A 26735-nucleotide genomic window follows, 5' to 3' on the forward strand; every position below is an offset into this window, starting at 1 on the left:
ACCTTTTTGTTAAAAGGGTTATAATTTTCTGATGTTGACGTTTTTGAAAAACCGAAAACAAGATTCCACCTACGCCTATCAGGGCGGTGGCCGAGGCTTGTGCCTGGAACGCATCGCTACCCTGGAAACCTTCGTGCAGGGGGATTTGCGCCCCGATCTGACCCTGCTGTTCGACCTGCCGGTGGAAGTGGGCATGGCTCGCGCCAGTGCCCGGGGGCGCCTGGATCGTTTCGAGTTGGAAGGGCAGGCATTTTTCGAAGCTGTGCGCAGCGCTTTCCTGCAGCGTGCCAAGGCTGAGCCTGCGCGTTATCACCTGCTGGACGCCGCCCAGCCGCTGGCCCGGGTGCAACAGGCCATCGACGCACTGTTGCCGACACTGTTGGAGCGCACCCGTGGCTGAGTCCTACCCATGGCAGGACAGCCTTTGGCAGCAACTGGCCGGGCGTGCCCAGCACGCCCATGCCTATTTGCTGCATGGGCCGGTGGGCATCGGTAAACGCCACCTCGCCGAGCGCCTGATGGCCAGCCTGTTGTGCCAGCGCCCGGTCGATCTGCAGGCGTGCGGTGAGTGCAAATCCTGCCTGCTGCTCAAGGCCGGCAGTCACCCGGACAACTATGTGCTGGAACCCGAGGAAGCGGACAAGGCGATCAAGGTCGACCAGGTGCGTGACCTGGTCAGCTTCGTGGTGCAGACCGCGCAGATGGGCGGGCGCAAAGTGGTGTTGATCGAGCCGGTCGAGGCGATGAACATCAACGCCGCCAACGCCTTGCTCAAAAGCCTCGAAGAACCCTCCGGCGATACCGTGCTGTTGCTGGTAAGCCATCAGTCCAGCCGTTTGCTACCGACTATTCGCAGCCGCTGCGTGCAGCAGGCATGCCCATTGCCGAGCGAGGCCATGAGCTTGCAATGGTTGGCGCAGGCATTGCCGGAGTGCACCGCAGAGGAACGCGTCGAATTACTGACCCTGGCGGCCGGTTCGCCCTTGGCGGCAGTCAAGCTGCAAGCCCAGGGCGTGCGTGAGCAGCGGGCGTTGGTCGTGGATGGCGTGAAGAAGCTGCTCAAGCAGGAGCTGTCTGCCACGCAACTGGCCGAAGGCGCCTGGAAGGATATCCCCCTGTTGCTGTTGTTCGACTGGTTCTGCGACTGGTCCAGCCTGATCTTGCGCTACCAGTTGACCCAGGATGAAAACGGCCTGGGCCTGGCGGATATGCGCAAGGTCCTGCAATACCTGGCGCAGAAAAGTGCCCAGGACAAAGTGCTGAACATCCAGGACTGGATTCTTGCCCAGCGCCAGAAGGTACTCGGCAAGGCCAACCTCAACCGCGTGCTGTTGCTCGAAGCGCTGCTGGTGCAGTGGGTCGGCCTGCTCGGGCGGCGTTAATTTCCGTGGCCGACGGGTGTATCGTTGGCCAGACTCTTTTCGTGACTTAAAGCCCTGACTCCCTATGCTCGTAGATTCCCATTGCCACCTTGATCGTCTCGACCTTGCCCAGCACGGCGGTTCCCTCGACGCCGCCCTTGAAGCTGCCCGCCAGCGTGGGGTAGGCCACTTCCTATGTATCGGTGTCAGCGCTGAGAACGCCGCCGACGTCAAGGCCCTGGCTGAGCGCTACACGGACGTGGATTGCTCGGTGGGTATCCACCCGCTGGACCTCAAGCCCGGCGAAGCCCCGGCCCTCGATTGGCTATTGGGCGAACTCAACCACCCACGGGTGGTAGCCATCGGTGAGACCGGCCTGGACTACCACTACGAACCCGAAGCCGCCGAGTTACAGCAGGCTTCGTTCCGCCTGCACCTGCAAGCTGCCCAACAGACCGGCAAGCCGGTGATCGTCCACACCCGTGGCGCCCGGGCCGATACCTTGACGCTTTTGCGTGAAGCCGCACTGCCACAGGCCGGTGTACTGCACTGCTTTACTGAGGACTGGGACATGGCCAAAGCTGCCCTGGACCTGGGATTCTATATTTCCCTGTCGGGTATCGTCACCTTCCGCAATGCCGACGCGCTGCGTGACGTAGCCCGCCAAGTGCCGGCCGACCGCCTGCTGGTGGAAACCGACTCGCCCTACCTGGCGCCTATCCCCCATCGCGGCAAGCCGAACCTGCCGGAATACGTGCGTGACGTGGCCGATTACCTGGCAATGCTGCGCGGCGAGTCCTACGAGCATTTTGCCGAGCAGACGACCGAGAACTTCAAGCGCCTGTTTCCGCTGGCCCATGTAGCAGTTGGATAAACGCTCGAATTCCAGGCAAAAAAAACCCGGGTTCTGGGGGGGGAATCCGGGCTAAGACCATTAGGAGTAAAACAAGGGCACACAGTCCGTCGGTACCCAGGTCGACGCGTCACTTGGGGGAGATGTCGCGCCGACAGTTGAAGTATTGATCACTATCTCATTCAGTCCAGTCGGATCTGATCGTTTTTTAAACAGATTTGGAATACGCCCGCTTCTCTTGAGTTCTCATTGCTCAGGTGGGCAGGTTCAGGTGATACGTATTATTTCTGACTGATAGAGGCAGGATCGTTGGCGCATTGAAAGTTATGTGCCTGGCGGGTTCACATAGACATTGCCCAACGACCGTTCAGTCGGGATAATCCCTCGCATCGGGTAAATCGTATCGCCACGTATCTGTGGCCCTGCGCAACCCTCCCTATTCCGACCTTTGCAGACCTTTTCCTCATGCACAAAGAACCCCGTAAGGTCCGTGAGTTTCGCCGCCGTGAGCAGGAAATTCTCGACACTGCACTCAAGTTATTCCTCGACCAGGGCGAAGACAGTGTCACCGTCGAGATGATTGCGGATGCCGTGGGTATCGGCAAAGGCACAATCTACAAGCACTTCAAGTCCAAGGCCGAGATCTATCTGCGCCTTATGCTCGATTACGAGCGTGACTTGAACGAGTTGCTGCACTCGGCCGACGTCGACAAAGACAAGGAAGCCCTGTCCCGCGCTTACTTCGAGTTCCGCATGCGTGACCCGCAACGCTACCGCCTGTTCGACCGCCTGGAAGAGAAGGTGGTCAAAGGTCACCAGGTGCCGGAAATGGTCGAGGAGCTCCACAAGATTCGCGCCTCGAACTTCGAACGCCTGACGCTGCTGATCAAGGGCCGTATCAGTGAAGGCAAGCTCGAAGACGTACCGCCGTATTTCCACTACTGCGCCGCCTGGGCTTTGGTGCATGGCGCCGTGGCGTTGTACCACTCGCCGTTCTGGAGCAATGTGCTGGAAGATCAGGAAGGCTTCTTCCAGTTCCTGATGGACATCGGTGTGCGCATGGGCAACAAGCGCAAGCACAGCTCTGAACTGCCAGGCGCTGAAAAGAGTGGTGAAACCCCGGCTACGTAAGTCATTCGCCAATGATTTACTGCCAGGCGCAGTACCCCAGGAATATACTCAGGCAAGGACCTTGCTAAAAGCTGATTTATAAGTCAGCTTTTAGTGCGCCCGAATTATCCTCTGCCGGAGTGATCCATGATCGTTGATCGTCAAGGCAGGCGTTTTCGCAATTTGCGAATCAGCCTGACCTCAGCCTGCAATTACGCGTGTACCTATTGCGTGCCAAATGGCAAGCGGCTGGTGGCTGCCCAAGACGAACTTTCGGCCCAGGCCATGGCCCGGAGCGTGGCTTACCTGATCGAAGCAGCCGGTATCGAGCGCTTGCGCATTACCGGCGGTGAACCGCTGGTCAGCCCCAAGTTGGAAGCTTTCATGGGCGCGGTAGGGCAGATGGGCCTCAGCGACATCAGCCTGACCACCAACGGCCAACTGTTGGCGCGCAAGTTGCCGTTGCTGGTGACCGCCGGCATTCGACGCATCAATGTTTCCCTCGATACCCTGGATGCCGATGCCTTCCGCAGCATCGCCCGTGGCGGCGACCTGGCCACCGTGCTCGACGGCATGGACCAGGCCAGCGCTGCCGGGATCAAGATCAAGGTCAACATGGTGCCGTTGCGCGGCCAGAACCTGGACCAGGTGATGCCGCTGCTCGATTACTGCCTGGAGCGCGGCTACGAGCTGCGCTTTATCGAACTGATGCGCATGGGCCACCTGGCCAAGGACTCCAACGCGTTCCTGCAACAGTTCGTCAGCTTGCAGCAGCTGCTCAGCCTGATCGGCGAACACCACGAATATTTGCAAGCCAATGCGCCCGTCGACGCCACTGCAGTGCGCTACGAAGTGCCGGGCAAGGGCTTCTTCGGCGTGATCGCCAACGAAAGCGTGCCGTTCTGCCGCACCTGTTCGCGGCTGCGCTTATCCTCCACGGGATGGCTGCATGGGTGCCTTTCATCGAGCAATCGCCACTACGTCGGTGACTTGCTCGATCAGCCGCGCCACCAGGCATTGCCGGCCCTGCAGGGCTTGCTGATGAAGGCCCTGGGCGACAAACAGGAAGTAGCGTTTTCTGGCGGCGCGACGGTCATGAAGATCATCGGCGGCTAATGTAGATCTTCCGAGTTCACACAAATGAATGTGGGGGCTCGCTCCCACATTTGATTGGGGGCGCTGCTCAATGGCGCGGATTCTGCATCTCACCCCCATTCGCCGGTTTTCCGTCACCGGCTTCTGGAGGATTAGGATGCGTAGTCTGGTTTTGCTGCTGGCGTTGTTGGCCCTGGGCGGTTGCATGACCGTCAGCGATATGGCCGAAGGCACCCGCTATCAGATGAGCGACGCCGGGTTGCTCGACCACAGCGATACCCGGCGTACTGCCTCAGTGCGCATACAGCCGGACTCCTTTGTGTTTATCGCCCAGGGCGCCTTCGTACCGCCGGGTAGCGCGTATCCGCGGCCTAACGTGGTAGCCGAGGAGGCGTTCAACGGCTTTGTCGAATATTTCCCGATGGTGCGTCGCGCGCGCCAACCGGAAGGTCTAGAGCAGGCCATGGCCGAAGCCCGCGAGGCGGGTGCCCACTACTTGCTGTATTGCCGTTTTGCGGCAGCCGATGACCGTATCGGCAATGCCGACGAATGGACTGACCAGCAAGCCCTGGACCGCCTGGGGCTGGACAGCGGCGTGATCCAAGTCATGTTGATCGAGACCAGCACCCAGTATTTGATCGATACTGCCCGTATTCGCAGTCGTGGCGGTTTACTGACGTTCCACGACACATCACCACAAGATCTGATTGCCCGTCCCCTGGCGCAATACGCCCGAGGCTTGCTGGGCATGAGCAATCAGTAGACCTGAGGAGAACCCCATGACCGATTCCGCCAAGGCCAATGATCTATTGGCCCAACTGCCGAAGGGCAAGGGACCGGCGCCGGTGCACCTGTGGAACCCGGATTTCTGCGGCGATATCGACATGCGCATCGCCCGCGACGGCACTTGGTTCTACCAAGGCACGCCCATCGGGCGCAAGCCGATGGTCAAGTTGTTTTCCAACATCATCCGTCGCGATGGCGATGACTATTTTCTGGTCACCCCGGTGGAAAAAGTCGGGATAACCGTCGATGACGCGCCGTTTGTCGCCGTCACCCTGGACGTGCAAGGGCAGGGCGAAAGTCAATTACTGCGCTTTACCACCAACGTCGATGAGCAGATCGAGGCCGGCCTTGAACACCCGTTGCGGGTGGTGATCGACCCCGACACCCAGGAACCTGCGCCCTATCTGCGGGTGCGCGCCAATCTCGAAGCCCTGGTGCACCGCAATGCCTTCTATCAATTGGTGGAGCTGGCGGTGAGCCGTCCGATCAACGGTCAGAACTGGCTTGGCGTATGGAGCGGCGGGGTGTTTTTCCCCATTGGCCTGGAACCTTGAAGACGATTTTGTCTTTGTTCTGAAATAATTCCCTTGCCGGGAATGGGCGCTTTCGGTTATCAATTTGTACATGATTAGACATGTCCGATTTGATAAGAAAAAACGCGTCGTCGACGAACTCATCCGCCGAATCGAGGGTGGAGTGATGGCCGACGGTTTCCTGCTGCCGGGCGAGCACCAACTGGCCGAGGAGTTTGCGGTCAGCCGTGGCACGTTGCGCGAAGCGCTGGCCGAGCTTAAACGTCGTCACTACATTGCGACCCAAAGCGGTGTTGGCTCCATCGTCACCTTTGACGGCATGGTGCTGGACCAGCGTAGCGGTTGGGCTCAGGCCCTGGCGGATACGGGGGCGCAGGTGTCCACTGAGATCCTGCGCTTCGAGGCCGTGACCCGTGCGGACCTGTTCAGCCGTTTCGGCACCGACCAATTCATCGCCCTTGACCGCCTGCGCCGCGCTGCCGACGGGACCCCGGTATCTCTGGAACGCTCGCTGATGCCCGCTGTCGGCGACCTGGAAAGCCTGCCGCGCATCGGCCTGATCGACAATTCCTTGACCATCACCCTGGCGGCCTACGGCTATGTGGGCGCCGATGGCGACCAATGGATCGGTGCCGAGCCCCTCAGCGACGAAGACGCCGAACGGCTCGGGCGGCCGATCGGCACGGTCTTTCTCAAAGCCTCGCGCACCACCTATGACCGTCGCGAGCGTTTCATGGAGCATGTCGAAAGCCTGCTCGACCCTGTGCACTTTCGCCTGCACCTGCAATTCGGAGCGTCGAAATGACAGCAGAACATCGCGCACTCGGTGCCTTCTACGGTTTGGCCCTGGGCGATGCCTTGGGCATGCCCACCCAGTCGTTAAGCCGGGAGCAGGTTCGACAGCGTTTCGGAGCCATCACCGCCCTGGAAGATGCGGGCGCCGACCAGCCCATCGCCCCGAACATGCCTGCCGGCTCCATTACCGATGACACCGAGCAAGCCATCCTGGTCGCCGAGTTGCTGGTGCAAGGCCATGGCCGGATCGAACCCACGGTGCTGGCTCAGCGCCTGATCGATTGGGAGGCCGTGATGCGCGCCAAGGGTTCCCAGGACTTGCTCGGGCCGTCGACCAAACGTGCCATCGACATGATCCTGGCCGGCCACACCCCGGAAGAGTCGGGGCGCTACGGCACCACCAATGGCGCGGCCATGCGTATCACGCCAGTGGGCATCGCCGCCGATGTCAGCGATCCGCAGCCATTTATCCAGGCCGTGATCCAGGCTTGCCAGGTCACCCATAACACCAGCCTGGGCATTTCCAGCGCCGCAGCCGTGGCGGCGGTGGTCTCGGCCGGCATCAACGGCGCCGACCTGGGCGAAGCCCTGAACATCGGCACCCAGATTGCACAGCGGGCCGAAAACCACGGCCATTGGATCGCCGGGGGGCGCATTTCCACGCGCATCAGCTGGGCGCGCACCCTGAGCGTTGGCAGTGGTGATACAGCGCTGTTTGCGGACCTGCTCTATGAATTGATCGGCACGTCGGTCGCCTCCCAGGAGTCGGTGGTGGTGTCGTTCGCCCTCGCGCAGCAAGTGGCGTCGGGCGAGATGAATGCCTTCGAGGCCCTGTGCCTGGCTGCCAGCCTGGGAGGCGACACCGACACCATCGCCGCGATCCTCGGCGCCATGCTGGGGGCGTGCCTGGGCATGCAATGCTGGCCCGAGGCGCTGATCGAGCAGGTCAAGCAGGTCAATGGCCTTGAGTTGTGGCCGCTGGTTCAAGAACTGCTCAAATTGCGTTGAGCAGCACAAGTCAAAGAAGACCGGGATACCGCTGCACATTGCACATCTGCCACAACCACAATAATACAGGCATCAGGAGCACCCCCTCATGAGCAGCACCTCTTCCGGCCAGGGTGCCGGGCAATTGGAAACACGCGGTATCGAGCCGGTCCCTGAAAGCGAATGCAACGGCCACCCGCTGCAGCTGTTCTGGGTATGGTTCGCCGCCAATATCAGCATCCTCGGTTTGCCGCTGGGCGCGACCCTCGTGGCGTTTCGTGGCCTGGCCATCTGGCAGGCGATCATCGTTGCGATCCTTGGCGCCGCCGGCTCCTTTGCGGTGGTGGGGATTATTTCCATCGCCGGTCGCCGAGGTCGCGCGCCCAGCCTGACCCTGTCCCGCGCCATCTTCGGTGTACGCGGCAATATCGGCCCGACCCTGGTCTCGCTGATGTCGCGCCTGGGCTGGGAAACCGTCAACACCACCACCGCCGCGTTTGTGCTGTTGTCGTTGTGTTCGATCCTGTTCGGTTCGCCAGTGGCGGCGAAAAGCGCGCCGCTGTTGACCCTGGTCTTTATCGCTATCTTCGTGCTACTGACCCTGGCCGTTTCCGGTCTCGGCCATGCCACCTTGCTGGTGATCCAGAAGTGGGCCACCTACGTATTCGGCGGCTTGAACATCCTGGTGGGTGGATTCCTCTGTGCCACCATCGACTGGAGCGCGGTGTTCAACGCCACCCCAGCGCCGCTGAGCGCAATGATCATCGGTGTCGGCACCATGGCCGCGGGTACGGGGATCGGTTGGGCCAACGCCGGTGCCGACATGTCGCGCTACCAGCACCGCAGCGTCAAGGCCGTGCGCCTGGTGGCGTCCGCCGCGTTTGGCGCGGGTATTCCGCTGGTGCTGCTGATCACTCTTGGCGGCCTGCTGTCGGTGGGTAACAATGACCTGGCGTCGGCCACCGACCCGATCATCGCGATCCGCGACATGCTGCCGACCTGGATGGCCGTGCCGTACCTGATCACTGCGTTCGGCGGGCTGTTGCTGTCAAATAACCTATCGGTGTATTCGGCCGGTCTCACCACCCTGACCCTGGGCTTGAAGGTCAAGCGCGTGCATGCGGTGATCGTCGATATCGTGGCGATCTTCGCAGGTTCCATCTACTTCATGCTGATCGCCGACAGCTTCTATGGCCCGTTCATTACCTTCATTTCGCTGCTGGCGGTGCCGATCACTGCGTGGGTCGGGATTTTCGTGGTCGACCTGATTCATCGTCACTACTACAGCCCCAAGGACCTGCTGGACGTCAGCCCAAGCAGCGCCTACTGGTATCGCGGCGGCGTGGAATGGCGGGCGTTTGGCGCCTGGGTCGTGGCCATAGTGCTGGGGTTCAGCTTCACCACCATCGGCACCACCGCCGACAACACCTGGTTTGCCGGGCCGTTGTCCGACTCCTGGCTTGGCCATAACGGCCTGGGCTGGATCGTCACGTTCCTGGTGGCGGGCGGAATTTATGCGGTACTGGGTGGCGCGGCTGATCGTCGTCCGGCTTTGGTCGAGCGTCCCAATGTCTAGATTGCTGCACACCGGCCAGGTCATCGTCGACCTGGTCATGGCCCTTGATACGCTGCCGGCGACTGGCGGCGACGTGCTGGCGAAGTCCGCCAGTTTCCAAGCCGGCGGTGGCTTTAACGTGATGGCTGCCGCGAGGCGCAATGGCTTGCCGGTGGTTTATCTGGGCCGCCACGGCAACGGGCGCTTCGGCGACTTGGCGCGTGCGGCAATGCAGGCCGAGGGCATTGAGATGGCCTTGGCGGCCAGCAGCGACAAAGACACCGGCCTGTGTGTGTCCCTGACCGAAGCCAGCACCGAGCGCACATTCATTTCCCATATCGGCGCCGAGGGCGAGCTGAGTGCCGGGGACCTGGCCCGGGTCGTGCCGCATGCCGATGACTATGTGTACGTCAGTGGTTACAGCTTGCTCCTTGAAGGCAAGGCACAGCCGTTGATCGACTGGCTGTTGGCATTGCCGCGAGAGATCGTTGTGGTGTTCGACCCGGGGCCGCTGGTCAAGGCGCCGGATTCAGCGTTGATGCGTGGGTTGCTGCCGCGTATTGATATCTGGACCAGCAATGGCCCGGAAGCTCTGGCGTTTACCGGGGCGACGGATATCGCCGCCGCGTTGCCAGAACTGAATCGATACCTGCCTGCACAAACGATGCTCGTAGTACGCGATGGGCCGAATGGCTGCTGGGTAGGGCGCAGGGGTGAGATTGAACATGTGCCCGGTTTCAAGGTGCAGGCGGTGGACAGCAATGGTGCGGGGGATGCGCACGCAGGGGTGTTTATTGCTGGCTTGGCGGCGGGGTTGAAGCCGGTTGAAGCAGCACGCCGGGCGAATGCGGCGGCGGCGTTGGCCGTGACGCGTTGGGGGCCGGCTACCTGTCCAGGCGCAGCCGAAGTTGATGCATTAGTTTCCAGGCAAAAATAAACCCCAATGTGGGAGGGGCAAGCCCCCTCCCACATTGGGATCGATATTTAGCCTGCTTTTTTCAGCGCTTGGATCAACTCATCTTTACGCATGGTCGACCGCCCGGGGATATTCTTGGCCCGCGCTTCTTTCATCAGACTTTCCTTGGTTTGCGTACCCAGCGAGGCCCGGCTGCTGCGCGGGTGTCCTTCACGGCTGGCCGCTGCACGTTTGGACGACTCATGCCGATCCTCGGCCTTCTTCGCCGGGGCCTTGCGCCGGCCCGAACCACCGGCTTTTTCACCGCCGCCAGACTGCTTGTTGACCGTGGCCCAGGCACGGGCTTCGGCTTCTTCCTTGGATAATCCCTTGTGCTCATAACTGTCTTCGATATGAGCGGCCTTGCGTTTCTGTTCGGTGGTGTATTTGGCTTTGCTTCCACGAGGCATCGCTAAAACTCCTTCTGGCCCCTGTAACCCGGGGCCAGACCAGAAATGGATTACTGAGGGACTGCACCGTCCAGCTTGCGCGCCTCATCCACACCCGAGGCAGTCAGCTTGATCGGCAGGTTCAACGAGTATTCACCGGCGTCATCGGTGGTCACATGCCCATCCTTGATCAATCCGCGGTCCTGCAGGAACGCCAAGACACTGGCGACCTCCTTTTCACCGCGGTAATTGTCCAGCACCTCCTTGCCCAAGCCTTGCGGATGGGCATGCAGCAGACGGGTGAGGACTTCTTTTTCAAGGTTTCTATCGACGTTCATGTGTACCTCTTCACTGGGAAATGGTCGGGTGTCGGTCGTGCTACGGGTGTCTCAAGGCGCGGGTTGTTTCGGTGCACCCGGGACGTTTGAGTCATCCCCTTTGTTGATCTTCGGCTCATTGGTGCCAGGGCCCATCTTGCCGTTGCCGACGGCAGCCGGTGCCTGGCGCTGGGTGTCGTTGCCCTTGGTGCGTGGGTCCGCGCCGTTGTCGATGATCGCGCCACCGTTGGTATCAAGGCCGGTGCCCATTGAATCCTGGGATTCCTGGGTGGCGGGGCTAGGCGGGCTACCGACTGGATCAGTCTTGCCGGTAGATGATGCGGCGGCAAACGCGCCCAGGGATGCGGCGGACAACAGGCCGGCGAGGGCGAGGGCAGACAATTTGGAATTTTTCATGAGGGTGTCTCCATATGATTAATGTCCTTACCCTGTATTGGTCCCCCCTCATTCGGTGATCGTGCCTTGATGTCGACGAACGGTATCAATAGGCCTGTATCCGTTTTATGTGCCCAAACGCTGCGCGCTATCAAGCGCACTGTGGCGATCGCCCAATTGAGTGCGGCGATAAACAGTACGCTCAGCATCATTGCCCAAAGCCCGTAATCGACAATGATCTTGCCCGCGAGCCAAGGAAACCCGAAGACGCCGACAAAGTACGCCATGCTGAACAGCAATAACGCCTGGGGCGTAGTGCCACTGGGTGCCTCATTGGCCACCAGCCCATTGATCACCGAATACGTCAGGCCATACCCAATCCCCAAAATAGCGGCGGCCAGCAAATAGCTGAGGTTGCCGCTCACACCAAATGCAAACAGCGCGATCGCACCGAGCATTATCCCGGACAACAAGCAGGCAGCCTGGTAGGCATCGCGCTTGACCACAAAACCGGCGATCAGCAGACGGCTGGTGATCGCTGCTGTCAGGAAACCCGCAAAGAACAGTGAGTAGTCCAGCCCATGGGCAGCGGCGTAGCTGGTCTGGAACGATGAAAGCCCACCAAACACGCAACCACCCAGGCCGACCATCAGGATGGCGAACGCCGCTTTGGACGACAGTACGCGGCGGCTAGCGAACCAGGAGATCCTCGACGCAGGCACATTCGCATGCCCCTTGAGCAGGGCGCCCATGCGCCAGAACATCACCACGCCGGCAAGGCTGGCCAGACCGGCGATATAGAACGCAGTCGTCAGGGGCAGGTCCAGCGCAATGGCGGCGCGCCCTAGTAAAGGGCCGGAGCCGATTCCGCTCAACATACTGCCCGACAGCAGGGCGAAATACCTGGCACGCTGGCAGGGTTCTACCAGCAGCGTCACGATGATCGGGCCCAGGGTATAGAACACGCCCCAGCCCAGACCCAGAGACAGCCCGAACAGCATCAAGCCCTGACCAAACCCAGGCGCCAGGGCGAACCCCAGGCAGGCCAACACCAGCAATACGCCGGCGCTCGCAATCGCTCGCGCCGCGCCCAGCGCATCCGCCAAATGCCCGGAAAGAAGCACCGCCACAAAAGTGCTGAGCATTGCCGTGGCAATCACACTGCCAGCGTCGTGCTCATTGCCGCCGCGTGAATGAATCAGCAGCGACAGCAAAAAGGTTGAGCCATAGGAGAGCGACAGCAGGAAACTGGCGAGGCAGAACAGCGCGAACGTCTTTGCGCCTACTGGAGACGTGGCGTGCATGAGCAGGACCTGATCGTTGGATTTATGCCAACTGTTTACCATGGGTATCCCGCGGGATTGTTCTGTGTTTGCCGGTGCTGGCATCCCGGTGCAGCGGAGTAAAACATGCTCCTGGGTATGAAATTGCGCTGCAATCGGTCACTGAACCGCCTTAGTATGTGGGCTCTGAATTTACCCAAGGCTTGCCCATGACCATCGAGATTCGCCCCGCCGTGCCCAGCGATGCTGCGCAGATCCTGACCTTTATCACCGAGCTGGCCGAGTACGAGAAAGCCCGGCATGAGGTGATCGCCAGCGTGGTGGATATCGAACGCAGCCTGTTCAGCGAAGGTGCCACGGCCCATGGCCTGATGTGTCTGCGCGACGGCCTGCCGATTGGTTTTGCGGTGTTCTTTTTCAGCTATTCCACCTGGCTGGGCAGTAACTGCCTGTACCTGGAAGACCTTTATATCAACCCGGAACAACGTGGCGGCGGGGCAGGCAAGAAGTTGCTGCGCCACTTGGCCAAGATCGCCTGTGACAACGGTTGCGGTCGCTTTGAATGGAGCGTGCTGGACTGGAATGAGCCGGCGATCGCCTTCTATAAGTCCATCGGCGCCCAGCCGCAGGAAGAGTGGGTGCGCTATCGCATGGAAGGTGATGCGCTGAGGGATTTTGCCCAAGGCTGACGGTCTTCGGAACCGGCTATGAATGGCCGGTTTTTTTTGCGATTACTCACAATATGGGATTGAAATTTATATATTGAGATATTTCAAGCTCTAGGTTTATAGTCGCCTGCATCAGCACTCACTATCAAAAAATAAAACAGGTGAAGCGATGCAGGCACAACCGTTGTCACTACCCGCGGTGCCCGAGCCGACTTACGGCGAGCGTTTGAAGAACAAGGTAGTGATCGTCACCGGCGCTGCCCAAGGCATTGGCGAAGCGATTGTCGCCTGCTTCCAGGCCCAGCAGGCGCGCTTGGTGATTGCCGATATCCAGGGCGAAAAAATCGAGAAGATCGCCGCCCATTGGCGTGAACGCGGTGCGCAGATCCATGCCCAGCCTGTCGATATCACCTCCAAGGATCAATGGCAGGCGCTGGTCAACCTGGCGATCGAACGCTTCGGCCGCGTAGATGTGCTGGTCAACTGCGCCGGGGTCAATGTGTTCCGCGACCCCTTGGCGATGACCGACGAAGACTGGCGCCGTTGCTTTGCCATCGACCTCGACGGCGCCTGGTACGGCTGCCGCTCGGTGTTGCCGCACATGATCGAGCAGGGCATCGGCAACATCATCAATATTGCCTCCACCCATTCCAGCCACATCATTCCCGGCTGCTTTCCCTATCCCGTCGCCAAGCATGGCCTGCTCGGCCTCACCCGCGCCCTGGGCATCGAATACGCGTCCAAGGGCATCCGTGTGAATGCCATCGCCCCGGGTTATATCGAAACCCAGCTCAACGTCGACTACTGGAACGGTTTCCCAGACCCTCACGCCGAGCGTCAGCGCGCGTTCGACCTGCACCCGCCCAAGCGCATCGGCCAGCCCATCGAGGTGGCGATGACCGCGCTGTTCCTGGCGACCGACGAGGCGCCCTTTATCAATGCCACCTGCCTGATGATCGATGGCGGGCGGTCCGTGATGTACCACGACTAAAGCGTTTTCCAATAACAAGAAGGAGGTGGTTCATGTTCAAGAAGGCACTCGGGGCTGTGGCGCTGGCATTGGCGTTCAGCGGCGTTGTATCGGCTGAAGAAGTGAAGATCGGCTTTCTGGTCAAGCAGGCCGAAGAACCCTGGTTTCAAACCGAATGGGCCTTCGCCGAAAAAGCCGGCAAGGAACACGGTTTCACCGTGATCAAGATCGCCGTGCCCGACGGCGAGAAAACCCTCTCGGCCATCGACAGCCTGGCCGCCAACGGCGCCAAGGGCTTTGTGATCTGCCCGCCGGACGTGTCCCTGGGCCCGGCCATCGTCGCCAAGGCCAAGGTCAATGGCCTGAAAGTGATGGCCGTGGATGACCGCTTTGTCGATGCCAAGGGCAACTTCATGGAGGACGTGCCGTACCTGGGCATGGCCGCCTTCGAAGTGGGCCAGAAGCAGGGCGCCGCCATGGCCGCCGAGGCGAAGAAACGCGGGTGGGACTGGAAGGACACCTACGCGGTGATCAACACCTTCAACGAGCTCGATACCGGTAAAAAGCGCACTGACGGCTCGATCAAGTCCCTGGAAGAAGCCGGCATCCCCAAGGATCACATCCTCACCGCTGCCCTCAAGACTCTTGACGTGCCTGGCAGCATGGACGCCACCAACTCGGCCCTGGTCAAGCTGCCCGGCGGTGCGAAGAACCTGATCATCGGCGGCATGAACGACAACACCGTGCTCGGCGGCGTACGCGCCACTGAAAGCGCCGGCTTCAAGGCGGCCAACGTGATCGGCATCGGCATCAATGGCACCGACGCCATCGGCGAATTGAAGAAAGCCGACAGCGGTTTCTTCGGCTCCATGCTGCCGAGCCCGCATATCGAAGGCTATAACACCGCGCTGATGATGTACGAGTGGGTCACCAAAGGCACTGAACCACCGAAGTACACCGCCATGGACGAAGTCACCCTGATCACCCGCGAGAACTTCAAGGAAGAACTGACCAAGATCGGGCTGTGGAAATGACCGCTGCGGCCCTGCGTTTCGACGCGATCGGCAAAACCTTTCCCGGGGTCAAGGCGTTGGACGGCATCAGCTTCACCGCCCACCCCGGGCAGGTGCACGCCCTGATGGGCGAGAACGGTGCGGGCAAGTCGACGCTGCTGAAAATCCTCGGCGGCGCTTACATTCCCAGCAGCGGCAGCGTGCAGATCGGCACGCAGGTCATGGCGTTCAAAAATGCCGCCGACAGCATCGCCAGCGGCGTCGCGGTGATCCACCAGGAACTGCACCTGGTGCCGGAAATGAGCGTCGCCGAGAACCTGTTCCTCGGACACTTGCCGACGCGCCTGGGGGTGGTCAATCGCGGCCTGTTGCGTCAGCAGGCGCTGGCGTGCCTCAAGGGCCTGGCCGATGAGATCGACCCCGACGAGAAACTCGGGCGCCTGTCCCTGGGCCAGCGCCAACTGGTGGAAATCGCCAAGGCGCTGTCCCGTGGCGCCAACGTGATCGCCTTCGATGAACCCACCAGCAGCTTGTCGGCGCGGGAAATCGACCGGCTGATGGCGATCATTGCGCGCCTGCGTGACGAGGGCAAAGTGGTGCTCTACGTGTCGCACCGCATGGAAGAGGTGTTCCGTATCTGCGATGCGGTGACGGTGTTCAAGGACGGTCGCTACGTGCGCACCTTCGAAGACATGAGCAGCCTGACCCACGACCAGTTGGTGACCTGTATGGTCGGCCGCGATATCCAGGACATCTACGACTACCGCCCGCGGGAGCAGGGCGAGGTGGCGCTCAAGGTCGACGGCCTGCTCGGCCCGGGGCTGCGTGAGCCGATCAGTTTCCAGGTGCGCAAGGGCGAGATCCTCAGCCTGTTCGGGCTGGTGGGCGCGGGGCGCACCGAGCTGTTTCGTTTGCTCAGCGGCCTGGAGCGCGCCAGCGCCGGCAGCCTGGAGCTGTGCGGGCAAGCGCTGCAGTTGCGCTCACCCCGCGACGCCATCGCCGCCGGCGTGTTGCTGTGCCCGGAGGACCGCAAAAAGGAAGGCATCATCCCACTGGCCAGCGTCGCCGAAAACATCAACATCAGTGCCCGCGCGGCGCATTCCACCTTTGGCTGGCTGTTGCGCGACGGCTGGGAGAAGGGCAACGCCGACCGGCAGATCCAGGCGATGCGGGTCAAAACCCCAAACGCCGCGCAGAAGATCCTGTACCTCTCCGGCGGCAACCAGCAGAAGGCCATTCTGGGTCGCTGGCTGTCGATGCCGATGAAGGTGCTGCTGCTGGACGAGCCCACCCGTGGCATCGATATCGGCGCCAAGTCAGAGATCTACCAGATCATCCATAACCTGGCGGCCAGCGGCATTGCGGTGATCGTGGTGTCCAGCGACCTGATGGAAGTGATGGGCATTGCCGACCGTATCCTGGTCATGAGCGAAGGCGCCCTGGCCGGTGAATTGCCCCGCGAGCGGGCGGATGAAGCACGGCTGCTGCAACTGGCACTCCCGCGTTCGCGGGCTTGAAGAATAAGAGGTGTGGGTATGTCTCAGGCAAAAACTGCAAAGGGCTTCTGGCCGGCGTTCAACCAGCGCAAATTTCTCGATGACTGGGTGATGCTGTTGGCGGCGTTGGGCATCTTTGTGCTCAGCGCTGTGTTTATCGATAACTTCCTGTCGCCGCTGAATATGCGTGGCCTGGGCCTGGCGATCTCCACCGTGGGCATTGCCGCGTGCACCATGCTGTTCTGCCTGGCGTCGGGGCATTTTGATTTGTCGGTGGGCTCGGTGATCGCCTGCGCCGGTGTAGTGGCGGGGATTGTGATCCGCGACACCGACAGTGTGGCACTTGGCGTGTCGGCGGCCCTGGCCATGGGCCTGGTGGTAGGGCTGATCAACGGCATTGTGATTGCCAAGCTGCGCATCAATGCACTGATTGCGACGCTGGCGACCATGCAGATCGTGCGCGGCCTGGCCTACATCTTCTCCAACGGCAAGGCGGTGGGGGTGATGGACGAAGGCTTCTTTGTGTTCGGCAACGGCCAGTTGATGGGCGTGCCGGTGCCGATCGTCATCACCGTGCTGTGCTTTGTATTCTTCGGCTGGCTGCTCAACTACACCAGCTATGGGCGCAACACCATGGCCATTGGTGGCAACCAGGAAGCTGCGCTATTGGCAGGTGTGAATGTTGACCGCACCAAGATCATTATCTTTGCCGTGCACGGTTTGATCGGCGCACTGGCCGGGGTGATCCTCGCCTCGCGCATGACCTCCGGCCAGCCGATGATCGGCCAGGGCTTCGAATTGACGGTGATCTCTGCGTGCGTACTGGGCGGGGTATCGCTGAGCGGCGGAATCGGCATGATCCGCCACGTGATTGCGGGTGTGCTGATTCTGGCGATCATCGAGAACGCGATGAACCTTAAAAACATCGACACGTTTTACCAGTACGTGATTCGCGGCTCGATCCTGCTGCTGGCGGTCATCATCGACCGCTTGAAACAACGCTGAGTTATGTCAGGTGAGGACTCAATGTGGGAGGGGGCTTGCCCCCTCCCACATTGAGTTCTCCTCTGTATTGGGGGGCGGTATTTGCCATAATGCCCCCGCTTTTTTATTTATAGGCCCGGATATGCAGGAAAACGCCCACACCCCCGTCAAAGACGCCGCCCCCACCGGCACCCAGACCCTGCTGCGTGGCCTGGGGGTGGTGCAAGCGGTGGCGGCCGGTGCGCGGGATCTCAAGGAGATCGCCCGGCGCATCGGCACCACCCGCAGCACCACGCACCGCCTGGCCAGTTGCCTGGTGGATGAGCGTTACCTGCGCGTGGTGCCGCAGGTCGGCTACCTGTTGGGGCCAAAGCTGATCGAGCTGGGCTTCCAGGCCCGCGAAGAGTTGCCATTGGTGAGCCTGGCGGTGCCGTACCTGGACGAGCTGTCGGCCCTCACTGGTGACACCATCCACTTGGCGATCCGTGAATACGACGACGTGCTTTACCTGCACAAGAACCCCGGTCGCAACGGCCCGGAAATGCGCTCACGGGTTGGCCATCGTATGCCGCTGGCGCGCACCGGCATCGGCAAGGCGTTGCTGTTGGATGATTCGCCGCAGGAGTGGCAGCGCCTCTACGAAGTCAGCTTGCCGGCGGCAGGCAAAAACCTGCAATGGCCGCAGCACCCGGAGCAATCCTGGGCGCAATTCGAGCAGCGCATGGGTGAATATGTGGCGGGTGGTTATGCCTTCGATCTCGAAGATAACGAGCCGTCGATCCGCTGCGTGGCGGCACCGGTGCGTGATGCCGGTGGGCGTATTGTCGCTGGCATCAGCATCGCCAGTACCGTGCCCTACATGCCGCTGGAGAAAATGGCCGAGCTGATCCCTGTGATCAAACAGGTCGCAGCCCGGCTGTCAGCGGAGTTGGGTGCGAAAGCCTGATCAGGCTTTCAGGCTCGCCATGTCGATGACAAAGCGGTACTTCACGTCACCCGCGATCATGCGTGCGTAAGCCTCGTTGATCTGGCGGATATCGAGCATTTCGATGTCGCAGGTGATGTTGTGCTCGGCGCAGAAATCCAGGACTTCCTGGGTTTCGGCAATACCGCCGATCAGCGAACCGGCCAGTACTTTACGGCCCAGCACCAGCTTTGCGGCATTGACGGGCGGGTCCACCGGCTCGATCAGGCCGACCAGGATATGCACACCGTCAAAGCGCAGTACATCGAGGTAGGGGTTCAGGTCGTGTTGCACCGGGATGGTGTCCAGCAGGAAGTCGAAGTGCCCGGCAGCGGCTTTCATCTGCTCGGCGTCGGTGGACACGATCACATGGTCGGCGCCCTGGCGACGGCCTTCCTCGGCCTTGCTGGCGGAGCGGGTGAACAGCGTGACTTCGGCGCCCATGGCCTTGGCAAACTTGATGCCCATGTGACCGAGGCCGCCCATGCCAAGAATCCCGACTTTATCGCCGGCCTTCACGCCGTAGTGCTTGAGCGGCGAGTAGGTGGTGATGCCCGCGCACAGGATCGGCGCGGCGCTGGCCAGGTCGAGCTTGGCCGGGATCTTCACCACGAAGTGCTCGCTGACCACAATGCTGTCGGAGTAACCACCCATGGTGTTGCTGCCATCCACACGGTCCGGGGTGGCGTAGGTCATGGTCGGGCCTTCGAGGCAGTATTGCTCGAGGTCTGACTGGCAGGCTTCGCAGTGGCGACACGAGTCGACCATGCAACCGACGCCGACCAGATCGCCGACTTTATGTGCGGTCACATTGGTGCCGACAGCGGTGACCTTGCCGACAATCTCATGGCCCGGCATCAGCGGGTAAACGGCGATGCCCCACTCGTTGCGTGCCTGGTGGATGTCGGAGTGGCAGACGCCGCAGTAGAGGATCTCGATGGCCACGTCATCGACGCGCGGGCTGCGGCGTTGAAACGACATGGGGGCGAGGGGAGTGGTGGCCGACTGGGCGGCATAACCTGTGGCGGTGTACATGGTAAACCTCGCTAAAGCTTGGACTGGAGAGGCGGCGCATTCTGCGCGCCGGCCCTGGGCGCGAACATGGCAAATGCTCCGAGTCTCATGCCTATTCGTCCGGGACTGGCTTTGCTTTGGATGTATTCGCCGTCAGACCTGCGATGATGTTCTCATCCCTTGTTCACGAAGTTTTTTGCCATGTTGTTGACCCGCCATCTCGACGCCAACGCCACGCTGGTGTCCCTGATTGAAGGGCTTGCGCCCCGCGACGGTTTCTCCCCGACCAACCTGCCCGGCGTGCAGGTGCTGCGTGCCAGTTGCGACGTGGCGCGTGGGCCGCAGATCTACGAGCCAAGCCTGATGTTCGTGGCCCAAGGCAGCAAGGTTGCCTACCTCGGCCCGAGAACGCTGGAGTATGGCGCCGGGCATTACCTGGTCCAGGCGATGCCGGTGCCGTTCGAGTGCGAGACCTTTGCCATGGCGCCTGGCGCGCCGCTGTTGGGCGTGACGGTGGGTATCGATCGGGTGGTGCTGGGGGAGTTGGTCATTGCCATGGGCATGCAGGGCGGACCACCGCCGACGGCGCAGACCTTGGAGTCGATGAGTTCGGTGGTGCTGGACGATGCCATGCGCGGCTGCGTGGAGCGGCTGTTGCAGTGCCTGCACGATCCGCTGGAAAGCCGGATCATGGGCCCGGCGCGGGTACGCGAATTGTTGTTCACCGCGTTGCGTGGGCCCCAGGCGGATGTGTTGCGTGCGTTGGTGGAACAGCAGGGGCAGTTTTCGCGAATCGCCACGTCATTGAACCACCTGCATGCCCATTACGCCGAGCCGTTGAATATCGAGACGTTGGCCGGTTATGCCCATATGAGTGCCTCGACCTTTCATGAGCATTTCAAGCGCTGCACCTTGTTGTCGCCGGTGCAGTACCTCAAGCGCCTGCGGTTGTTGAAGGCTCAGCAGTTGTTACTGATAGACGGCATGAGTGTGGCGCAGGCGGCACATAGCGTGGGGTATCAGAGTACGTCGCAGTTCAGTCGCGAGTACAAGCGCTACTTCCTGCGTAACCCTGGTGAAGAGCGCGCTGCATAGCATTTCAGGCCAAACCACACTCCAAAATGTGGGAGGGGGCTTGCCCCCGATGACGGTGTATCAGTTAGCTAATCTTTAGCTGACCCACCGCAATCGGGAGCAAGCCCCCTCCCACATTTAGATTGATGTTGGCCATAAAAAAGGCTCCCGATTGGGAGCCTCAGGGCTTACATATTCGGGTAAGTCGGCCCACCCGCACCTTCGGGTGTCACCCAGGTAATGTTCTGCGAAGGGTCCTTGATGTCACAGGTCTTGCAGTGCACGCAGTTCTGGGCGTTGATCTGGAAGCGCTTCTCGCCGTCCTCCTTGGTGATCACTTCATACACGCCGGCCGGGCAGTAGCGCTGCGCCGGTTCATCGTAGAGCGGCAGGTTGGTGCCGATCGGGATGCTCGGGTCTTTCAACTTCAAGTGGCAAGGCTGCTCTTCTTCGTGGTTGGTACCGGAGATGAACACCGAGCTCAGTTTGTCGAAGCTCAACTTGCCGTCGGGTTTGGGGTAGTCGATTTTCTTGCAGTCTTTGGCCAGCTTGAGGCAGGCGTAGTCCGGCTTGGTGTCGTGCAGGGTGAACGGCATCTTGCCGCCGAGGATGTTCTGGTCGAACCAGTTGAAGCCGGCGCCGATGATCGGGCCGAACTTGTGCATCGCCGGGCCGAAGTTACGGGTGGCGAACAATTCCTCATACAGCCAACTGGCTTTGAAGCCGTCGACATACGCGGTCAGCTCGTCACCGCCTTCGGATTCGGCGAACAGACGATCAGCAACCGCATCGGCGGCGAGCATGCCGGACTTCATCGCGGTGTGGCTGCCCTTGATCTTGGCGAAGTTCAGGGTGCCGAGGTCGCAACCGATCAGCGCTCCGCCCTTGAAGACCATCTTGGGCAGCGAGTTCAGGCCACCTTTGCAGATGGCGCGGGCGCCGTAGCTGACGCGCTTGCCGCCTTCCAGGTACTGGGCCAGCACCGGGTGGTGCTTGAGGCGCTGGAACTCATCGAAGGGCGACAGGAAGGTGTTGCTATAGGACAGGTCGACGATCAGGCCGACCACTACCTGGTTATTTTCCAGGTGATAGAGGAACGAACCACCGGTGTTTTCGGCGCTCATGATGTCCAGCGGCCAACCGGCGGTATGCACCACCAGGCCTGGCTGATGCTTGGCCGGGTCGATTTCCCAGATTTCCTTCAGGCCGATGCCGTAGTGCTGGGCGTCGGCGTCGCTGTCCAGGTTGAAACGCTGGATCAACTGCTTGCCGATATGGCCACGGCAGCCTTCGGCAAACAGCGTGTACTTGCCACGCAATTCCATGCCCGGGGTATATACGCCTTCCTTGGGCTTGCCTTCACGGTCGACACCGAGGTCACCGGTGATGATTCCGCGCACCACGCCGTTCTCGTCGAAGAGTGCTTCCTGGGCGGCGAAACCTGGGTAGACTTCCACGCCCAGGTTTTCGGCCTGCTGGGCCAGCCAGCGGCACAGGTTGCCCAGGGAAATGATGTAGTTGCCTTCGTTGTGCATGGTCTTGGGCACGAAGAAGTCGGGAACCTTGGTGGAGGTATCGCTGCTGCGCAGCACGTAGATGTCGTCACGCACCACCGGCGTGTTGAGCGGGGCGCCGAGCTCTTTCCAGTCCGGGAACAGTTCGTTCAGGGCCCGGGGTTCGAACACGGCACCGGAGAGGATGTGGGCGCCGACTTCGGAGCCTTTCTCGACCACGCAGACGCTGATTTCCTTACCGGCTTCGGCGGCCTTCTGCTTCAGGCGGCAGGCGGCAGACAGGCCAGCCGGGCCAGCGCCGACGATGACCACGTCGAATTCCATGTATTCGCGTTCCACAGGCTATCTCCTACTCAAGGCTCAACAGGCTTTTTTTTCTAATGGGTGGAGGTTCGGCGGGGTTCTGCTTAACGGCAGCACCCACCTGTCTCTCTAGGTGGCGCATTATATATAGACCACTGGCAGCGTCCAATACAAACGTTTGTTTGAATTGCCCGCAGCCTAGGTAAATCAAAGCAACGGGGCTTATGACTGACCATTTTGCCGTATTGACCAGAATAGGCGTTCCGGTCAAGATACGGTCGGTTTTGCGCTTCCCGTAGGCAGACTGCAGGTTTCAAGAGCACGTCCAAAGGCCGGCCGAAGGTAAAAATGTGACGCGTACCCGGACACAGGGGCGCAGTTTACACGCCGCGATAAAGAATGACCTCTCAGTCACCACTGACGAACGGTCGTCACTTCCCGTGTGCAAGGCCACTGCCGAAGTCTTTGGAGGTGCCCTTGTGTGCCGATGAGCATCAACCGCCAGGTTCGCCTAGGCGACTTTCTTTTCACCGGAGAGTAACGAGGAATCCATGAAGGTTCTTGTAGCTGTCAAACGCGTTGTCGATTACAACGTGAAAGTTCGCGTCAAGGCGGACAATTCCGGCGTCGACCTTGCTAACGTCAAGATGTCGATGAACCCTTTCTGCGAAATCGCTGTGGAAGAAGCCGTACGCCTGAAAGAGAAAGGTGTTGCGACTGAAATCGTCGTGGTGTCCATCGGTCCGACCACTGCCCAAGAGCAGCTGCGTACCGCTTTGGCCCTGGGCGCCGACCGCGCAATCCTGGTCGAATCCGCCGAAGAACTTACCTCCCTGGCGGTTGCCAAGTTGCTCAAGGCCGTTGTCGACAAGGAACAGCCTCAGTTGGTGATCCTCGGCAAACAAGCCATCGACAGCGACAACAACCAGACGGGCCAGATGCTGGCCGCACTGACCGGTTACGGCCAGGGCACCTTCGCTTCGAAAGTCGAAGTGAACGGCGACAGCCTCGCGGTGACCCGTGAAATCGACGGCGGCGCACAGACGGTTTCCCTGAAACTGCCGGCCATCGTCACCACCGACCTGCGTTTGAACGAGCCGCGCTATGCGTCCCTGCCAAACATCATGAAAGCCAAGAAGAAGCCTCTCGAAGTGCTGACTCCGGACGCTTTGGGCGTTTCCACCGCCTCCACCAACAAGACCGTCAAGGTTGAAGCGCCGGCTGCACGCAGCGCGGGCATCAAGGTCAAGTCGGTGGCTGAACTGGTCGAGAAACTGAAAAACGAAGCGAAGGTAATCTAAAAATGACTATCTTGGTAATCGCTGAACACGATAACAAGGTGCTGGCCCCGGCCACCCTCAACACCGTGGCTGCCGCTGCGAAAATCGGTGGTGACATCCATGTATTGGTTGCTGGCCAGGGCGCTGGCGCCGTGGCTGAAGCCGCTGCGAAAATCGCGGGCGTAAGTAAAGTCCTGAACGCTGACAATGCCGCCTACGCGCATCAGTTGCCAGAAAACGTTGCGCCGCTGGTTGCAGAGCTGGGCGCTGGCTACAGCCACATCCTGGCTGCCGCTACCTCCAACGGCAAAAACATCCTGCCACGCGTTGCCGCGCAGCTGGACGTTGACCAGATCTCCGAGATTATCTCGGTGGAAAGCGCCGACACCTTCAAGCGCCCGATCTATGCCGGTAACGCCATCGCTACCGTGCAGTCCAACGCAGCGGTCAAGGTTATTACCGTACGCGCCACCGGTTTCGATCCGGTTGCCGCCGAAGGTGGTTCGGCCGCCGTTGAAGCCGTCTCCGCTGCCCACGACGCTGGCACGTCCAGCTTTGTTGGCGAAGAGCTGGCCAAGTCGGATCGCCCTGAGCTGACTGCTGCCAAGATTGTCGTTTCCGGCGGCCGCGGCATGCAGAACGGTGACAACTTCAAGCACCTGTACGCCCTGGCCGATAAGCTCGGCGCTGCGGTCGGCGCTTCCCGCGCAGCCGTCGACGCAGGTTTCGTACCCAACGACATGCAGGTCGGCCAGACCGGCAAGATCGTGGCGCCACAGCTGTACATCGCTGTCGGTATCTCCGGTGCGATCCAGCACTTGGCCGGTATGAAGGACTCCAAGGTGATCGTCGCGATCAACAAGGACGAAGAAGCGCCGATCTTCCAGGTTGCCGATTACGGCCTGGTGGCGGACTTGTTCGAAGCCGTACCTGAGTTGGAGAAGCTGGTCTAATCCAGTCGCTTCACTTATAAAGAGCCCGGTCTTGTGACCGGGCTTTTTTATTTATCAGGGGAACCTCGCCATGGAACTGCGTCCTTGGAGCATATTGCTCGCCCTCATGCTGCTGCCGAGCCTGTCACTGGCCGCCGGCAAGTGCGAGCGCCTGGTGATCACCGGCAGCCCTGATGCCCCACCTTTGTTGTGGCGTGACCCCCAGGACCCGACGCACCTGATCGGCGCTACCGCCGAGGTGCTGCAACAAGTGGGCAAGGACCTCGGGCTGAAAATCGACCTGCTCTACGGCGGCAAACGCTCCCTGGCCCTGGATGAAGCGCGCAGCGGGCGCATGGACATCCTCGCCGACGCGCCGCTGAACCTCGGTGAACTGGACAACTTCGACTACATCCATCCGGCGTTGATGCAGACCGATTACCTGGTCTGGACACGCAAGGATTCACAGCTGGCCTACACCTCAGTGGCTGACCTGCACGGCCACAAGGGCGCGGTATCGGAGCGCGCCCGCTTGAGCGCTGAATTCGAAACCTTCGCCGGCCAGCAGCTCAGCCTGCAACGCCTGCCCAATCTGACGCCGGCATTCCAGAAACTGTTGCTGGGTGAGGTGGATTACGTGCTGGCCGGGCGCTATTCCGGCATGGCCATGGCCCAGACCTTGGGCATGAGTGACGACCTGGTCGCCCATGAGGTGCCTGTCGATCAGCCCGGCTTGTACCTGGCGATTTCCCACAACTCGGCGTGCAATGATCCATGGCTGCGCGGACAGTTGGCGAAAAAGATGACAGAATTGCCCGCGTCCGGTGTCGCGCAAGCCGCGCTGCAGCGCAATCTGGAGCGCTGGAAGGCGCAACTGCAACAGCCCGTCGGCACCCCAACACAGTAGGGATTTACAGTGATTTTTCGACCTCTTTTCGCGGCCCTCGCCGTTGTCGCTCTGGCGGGATGTGCAACCGATCCTGCGCCGAATGAACAAATGCGCCTGACCCAGCAAGCCTTGGAGCAAGCCACCGCGGTCGGGGTCAATGCCGACGAATCGCCCGAGCTGAAACTGGCCGAAGATAAATTCGCCAGGGCCAAGGCCAACATGGCCGACCAATCCTACAAGCGCGCGCGTATGCGGGCCGAGCAGGCTGAGCTGGATGCGCGTCTGGCCGAGGCTAAAGTACTCACCGCCAAGAGCCAGGAGCAATTGAACGTGCTCAATACCCGCATAACCCGCTTGCGCAAGCAATTACAGTTGGGGGACGCGCAATGAGCCCGATGATCCGTGGTTTGGGCTGTGTGTTGCTGCTGGGCAGCGCAGCCCTCGGCGGGTGCGCCAGCCAACCCAGCAGCGAGCAGGCCTTGCAACAGGCCGGCGATGACTTTCAGAAGGTCAAGGAGGACGCCAACGTGCTGCGCTTCGCCCCCAAGGATGTGATCCGCGCCGGCGAATCCCTGGCCCGTGCCGATCGCTTGTCCAGCTACTGGGGCAGCGGCGCCGATGTGGTGCATTACGCCTACCTCAGCCAGCGCTACAGTGCCATCGCCCGCGAACACACTGAGCAAGGCCTGAACGCCGAACGTGGCGCCCAACTCGAATTGGAACGCCAGCGCCTGCAACTGGCCCTGCGCGAAAACAAACTGGCCAGCGTGCAGCAACAGGGCAAGTGGGTTGAAGCACAAATTGCCAGCCTCACCACCCAGACCGACCGTGGCCTGGTGATGACGCTGGGAGATGTGCTGTTCGACACCGGCGAAGCGGAACTGGCCAACTCGGCCAACCGCACGGTGTTGAAGATCGTGCAGTTCCTGCAACTGAACCCCAAGCGTCGGGTGCGCGTCGAGGGTTACACCGACAACACCGGGGGCGAGCAGGAAAACCTCAAGCTGTCCCGCGACCGTGCCCAATCGGTGGCGGACCTGTTGATGGACCTGGGTATCGATGACAAGCGTATCGAGGTCCAGGGTTATGGCGATCAGTATCCGGTAGAAGCCAACGCCTCCGAACGAGGCCGCGCACAGAATCGCCGGGTGGAAATCGTATTCTCCGACGAGAAAGGCCAACTGGGCGCCGCTCGCTGAGCGCCAGGCTGCGATTTAAT

General features: G+C 60.8%; 28 protein-coding genes and 1 pseudogene. 23 read left to right on the forward strand and 6 right to left on the reverse strand.

What is annotated here, in order from left to right:
- Positions 1-43 precede the first annotated feature (43 nt).
- From NMB39_RS07340 to NMB39_RS07390, 11 genes and pseudogenes are all read left to right on the forward strand, one after another.
- A pseudogene (locus NMB39_RS07340) lies at positions 44-400 on the forward strand (dTMP kinase); the annotation flags it as partial.
- Entirely contained in the window at positions 393-1382 is a 990-nt protein-coding gene (locus tag NMB39_RS07345) for a DNA polymerase III subunit delta' (RefSeq protein ID WP_057025529.1), read from the forward strand. The pseudogene NMB39_RS07340 and the gene NMB39_RS07345, both read left to right, overlap by 8 nt.
- Before the next feature lie 64 nt (positions 1383-1446).
- A complete protein-coding gene (locus tag NMB39_RS07350; RefSeq protein ID WP_124379136.1) occupies positions 1447-2235 on the forward strand; it encodes a TatD family hydrolase in 789 nt (262 codons plus the stop codon).
- 444 nt (positions 2236-2679) lie between these two features.
- Positions 2680-3345 (forward strand): TetR/AcrR family transcriptional regulator, encoded by a 666-nt coding sequence (locus tag NMB39_RS07355; RefSeq protein ID WP_057025531.1) that lies wholly within the window; start codon positions 2680-2682, stop codon positions 3343-3345.
- Between the two features lie 126 nt (positions 3346-3471).
- On the forward strand, positions 3472-4440 hold the full coding sequence (locus tag NMB39_RS07360) for a GTP 3',8-cyclase MoaA (RefSeq protein ID WP_494339461.1): 969 nt from the start codon (positions 3472-3474) through the stop codon (positions 4438-4440).
- A gap of 136 nt (positions 4441-4576) precedes the next feature.
- Complete coding sequence (locus NMB39_RS07365; RefSeq protein ID WP_046069142.1) at positions 4577-5182, forward strand: DUF4823 domain-containing protein; 606 nt, start codon at positions 4577-4579, stop codon at positions 5180-5182.
- A 16-nt stretch (positions 5183-5198) separates the two neighbouring features.
- Entirely contained in the window at positions 5199-5759 is a 561-nt protein-coding gene (locus tag NMB39_RS07370; protein WP_057025533.1) for a DUF1285 domain-containing protein, read from the forward strand.
- 70 nt (positions 5760-5829) lie between these two features.
- Positions 5830-6543: a GntR family transcriptional regulator gene (locus NMB39_RS07375; protein WP_057025534.1), complete on the forward strand. Its 714-nt coding sequence runs from the start codon at positions 5830-5832 to the stop codon at positions 6541-6543.
- A complete protein-coding gene (locus NMB39_RS07380) occupies positions 6540-7541 on the forward strand; it encodes an ADP-ribosylglycohydrolase family protein (RefSeq protein WP_494339460.1) in 1002 nt (333 codons plus the stop codon). Before NMB39_RS07375 ends, NMB39_RS07380 begins: the two co-directional genes overlap by 4 nt.
- 88 nt (positions 7542-7629) lie before the next feature.
- Positions 7630-9096 (forward strand): purine-cytosine permease family protein, encoded by a 1467-nt coding sequence (locus tag NMB39_RS07385; protein ID WP_494339459.1) that lies wholly within the window; start codon positions 7630-7632, stop codon positions 9094-9096.
- Positions 9089-10012 (forward strand): PfkB family carbohydrate kinase, encoded by a 924-nt coding sequence (locus NMB39_RS07390; protein WP_057025537.1) that lies wholly within the window; start codon positions 9089-9091, stop codon positions 10010-10012. The genes NMB39_RS07385 and NMB39_RS07390 overlap by 8 nt, the downstream gene beginning before the upstream one ends.
- A 47-nt stretch (positions 10013-10059) precedes the next feature.
- On the opposite strand, the gene NMB39_RS07395 is transcribed toward NMB39_RS07390, so the two are convergent.
- The 4 genes from NMB39_RS07395 to NMB39_RS07410 are packed head-to-tail and all read right to left on the reverse strand — an operon-like array spanning position 10060 to position 12436.
- Entirely contained in the window at positions 10060-10440 is a 381-nt protein-coding gene (locus NMB39_RS07395) for a Rho termination factor N-terminal domain-containing protein (protein ID WP_043050076.1), read from the reverse strand.
- A gap of 50 nt (positions 10441-10490) precedes the next feature.
- Positions 10491-10757, reverse strand: coding sequence for a hypothetical protein (locus NMB39_RS07400; RefSeq protein WP_057014650.1), 267 nt, complete (start codon positions 10755-10757; stop codon positions 10491-10493).
- Between the two features lie 51 nt (positions 10758-10808).
- Positions 10809-11153 (reverse strand): hypothetical protein, encoded by a 345-nt coding sequence (locus NMB39_RS07405; RefSeq protein WP_367236393.1) that lies wholly within the window; start codon positions 11151-11153, stop codon positions 10809-10811.
- Complete coding sequence (locus NMB39_RS07410) at positions 11150-12436, reverse strand: MFS transporter (protein WP_494339458.1); 1287 nt, start codon at positions 12434-12436, stop codon at positions 11150-11152. The genes NMB39_RS07405 and NMB39_RS07410 overlap by 4 nt, the downstream gene beginning before the upstream one ends.
- A gap of 188 nt (positions 12437-12624) precedes the next feature.
- On the opposite strand from NMB39_RS07410, the gene NMB39_RS07415 reads away from it, so the two are divergent.
- The 6 genes from NMB39_RS07415 to NMB39_RS07440 all read left to right on the forward strand — a co-directional run bounded on the left by NMB39_RS07415 (position 12625) and on the right by NMB39_RS07440 (position 18492).
- The gene (locus tag NMB39_RS07415) at positions 12625-13104 is read left to right on the forward strand and encodes a GNAT family N-acetyltransferase (protein ID WP_043050118.1); all 480 of its coding nucleotides are present in this window, start codon (positions 12625-12627) and stop codon (positions 13102-13104) included.
- Positions 13105-13252: 148 nt separating this feature from the next.
- On the forward strand, positions 13253-14074 hold the full coding sequence (locus tag NMB39_RS07420; protein WP_306958579.1) for an SDR family oxidoreductase: 822 nt from the start codon (positions 13253-13255) through the stop codon (positions 14072-14074).
- A gap of 32 nt (positions 14075-14106) precedes the next feature.
- Entirely contained in the window at positions 14107-15087 is a 981-nt protein-coding gene (locus tag NMB39_RS07425) for a substrate-binding domain-containing protein (protein WP_108240673.1), read from the forward strand.
- The gene (gene araG / locus NMB39_RS07430) at positions 15084-16583 is read left to right on the forward strand and encodes an L-arabinose ABC transporter ATP-binding protein AraG (RefSeq protein WP_494339457.1); all 1500 of its coding nucleotides are present in this window, start codon (positions 15084-15086) and stop codon (positions 16581-16583) included. Before NMB39_RS07425 ends, araG begins: the two co-directional genes overlap by 4 nt.
- 18 nt (positions 16584-16601) lie before the next feature.
- Positions 16602-17567 (forward strand): L-arabinose ABC transporter permease AraH, encoded by a 966-nt coding sequence (gene araH, locus NMB39_RS07435; protein WP_494339456.1) that lies wholly within the window; start codon positions 16602-16604, stop codon positions 17565-17567.
- Between the two features lie 121 nt (positions 17568-17688).
- Positions 17689-18492: an IclR family transcriptional regulator gene (locus tag NMB39_RS07440; RefSeq protein WP_057025698.1), complete on the forward strand. Its 804-nt coding sequence runs from the start codon at positions 17689-17691 to the stop codon at positions 18490-18492.
- Here the strand turns inward: NMB39_RS07440 and NMB39_RS07445 are convergent, their stop codons facing one another.
- Positions 18493-19545, reverse strand: a complete 1053-nt coding sequence (locus NMB39_RS07445; RefSeq protein ID WP_057025697.1) for an NAD(P)-dependent alcohol dehydrogenase — start codon at positions 19543-19545, stop codon at positions 18493-18495.
- Between the two features lie 180 nt (positions 19546-19725).
- Between NMB39_RS07445 and NMB39_RS07450 the strand changes: the two genes are divergently transcribed.
- Positions 19726-20619, forward strand: a complete 894-nt coding sequence (locus NMB39_RS07450) for an AraC family transcriptional regulator (RefSeq protein ID WP_046069129.1) — start codon at positions 19726-19728, stop codon at positions 20617-20619.
- A 167-nt stretch (positions 20620-20786) separates the two neighbouring features.
- On the opposite strand, the gene NMB39_RS07455 is transcribed toward NMB39_RS07450, so the two are convergent.
- The gene (locus NMB39_RS07455) at positions 20787-22451 is read right to left on the reverse strand and encodes an electron transfer flavoprotein-ubiquinone oxidoreductase (protein WP_043047184.1); all 1665 of its coding nucleotides are present in this window, start codon (positions 22449-22451) and stop codon (positions 20787-20789) included.
- Positions 22452-22966: 515 nt separating this feature from the next.
- Here NMB39_RS07455 and NMB39_RS07460 point away from each other — a divergent pair.
- The 5 genes from NMB39_RS07460 (at position 22967) to NMB39_RS07480 (ending at position 26715) form a co-directional block, all read left to right on the forward strand.
- The gene (locus NMB39_RS07460) at positions 22967-23716 is read left to right on the forward strand and encodes an electron transfer flavoprotein subunit beta/FixA family protein (RefSeq protein ID WP_306958574.1); all 750 of its coding nucleotides are present in this window, start codon (positions 22967-22969) and stop codon (positions 23714-23716) included.
- Between the two features lie 2 nt (positions 23717-23718).
- Entirely contained in the window at positions 23719-24648 is a 930-nt protein-coding gene (locus NMB39_RS07465) for an electron transfer flavoprotein subunit alpha/FixB family protein (protein ID WP_057014755.1), read from the forward strand.
- 70 nt (positions 24649-24718) lie between these two features.
- Complete coding sequence (locus tag NMB39_RS07470) at positions 24719-25534, forward strand: substrate-binding periplasmic protein (RefSeq protein WP_057025695.1); 816 nt, start codon at positions 24719-24721, stop codon at positions 25532-25534.
- Positions 25535-25543: 9 nt separating this feature from the next.
- Complete coding sequence (locus NMB39_RS07475; protein ID WP_494339455.1) at positions 25544-25906, forward strand: DUF4398 domain-containing protein; 363 nt, start codon at positions 25544-25546, stop codon at positions 25904-25906.
- Positions 25903-26715, forward strand: coding sequence for an OmpA family protein (locus NMB39_RS07480; RefSeq protein ID WP_043047180.1), 813 nt, complete (start codon positions 25903-25905; stop codon positions 26713-26715). Before NMB39_RS07475 ends, NMB39_RS07480 begins: the two co-directional genes overlap by 4 nt.
- The last annotated feature ends 20 nt before the right edge of the window (positions 26716-26735 follow it).

It is taken from the genome of Pseudomonas sp. FBCC-B545, from assembly GCF_059134095.1.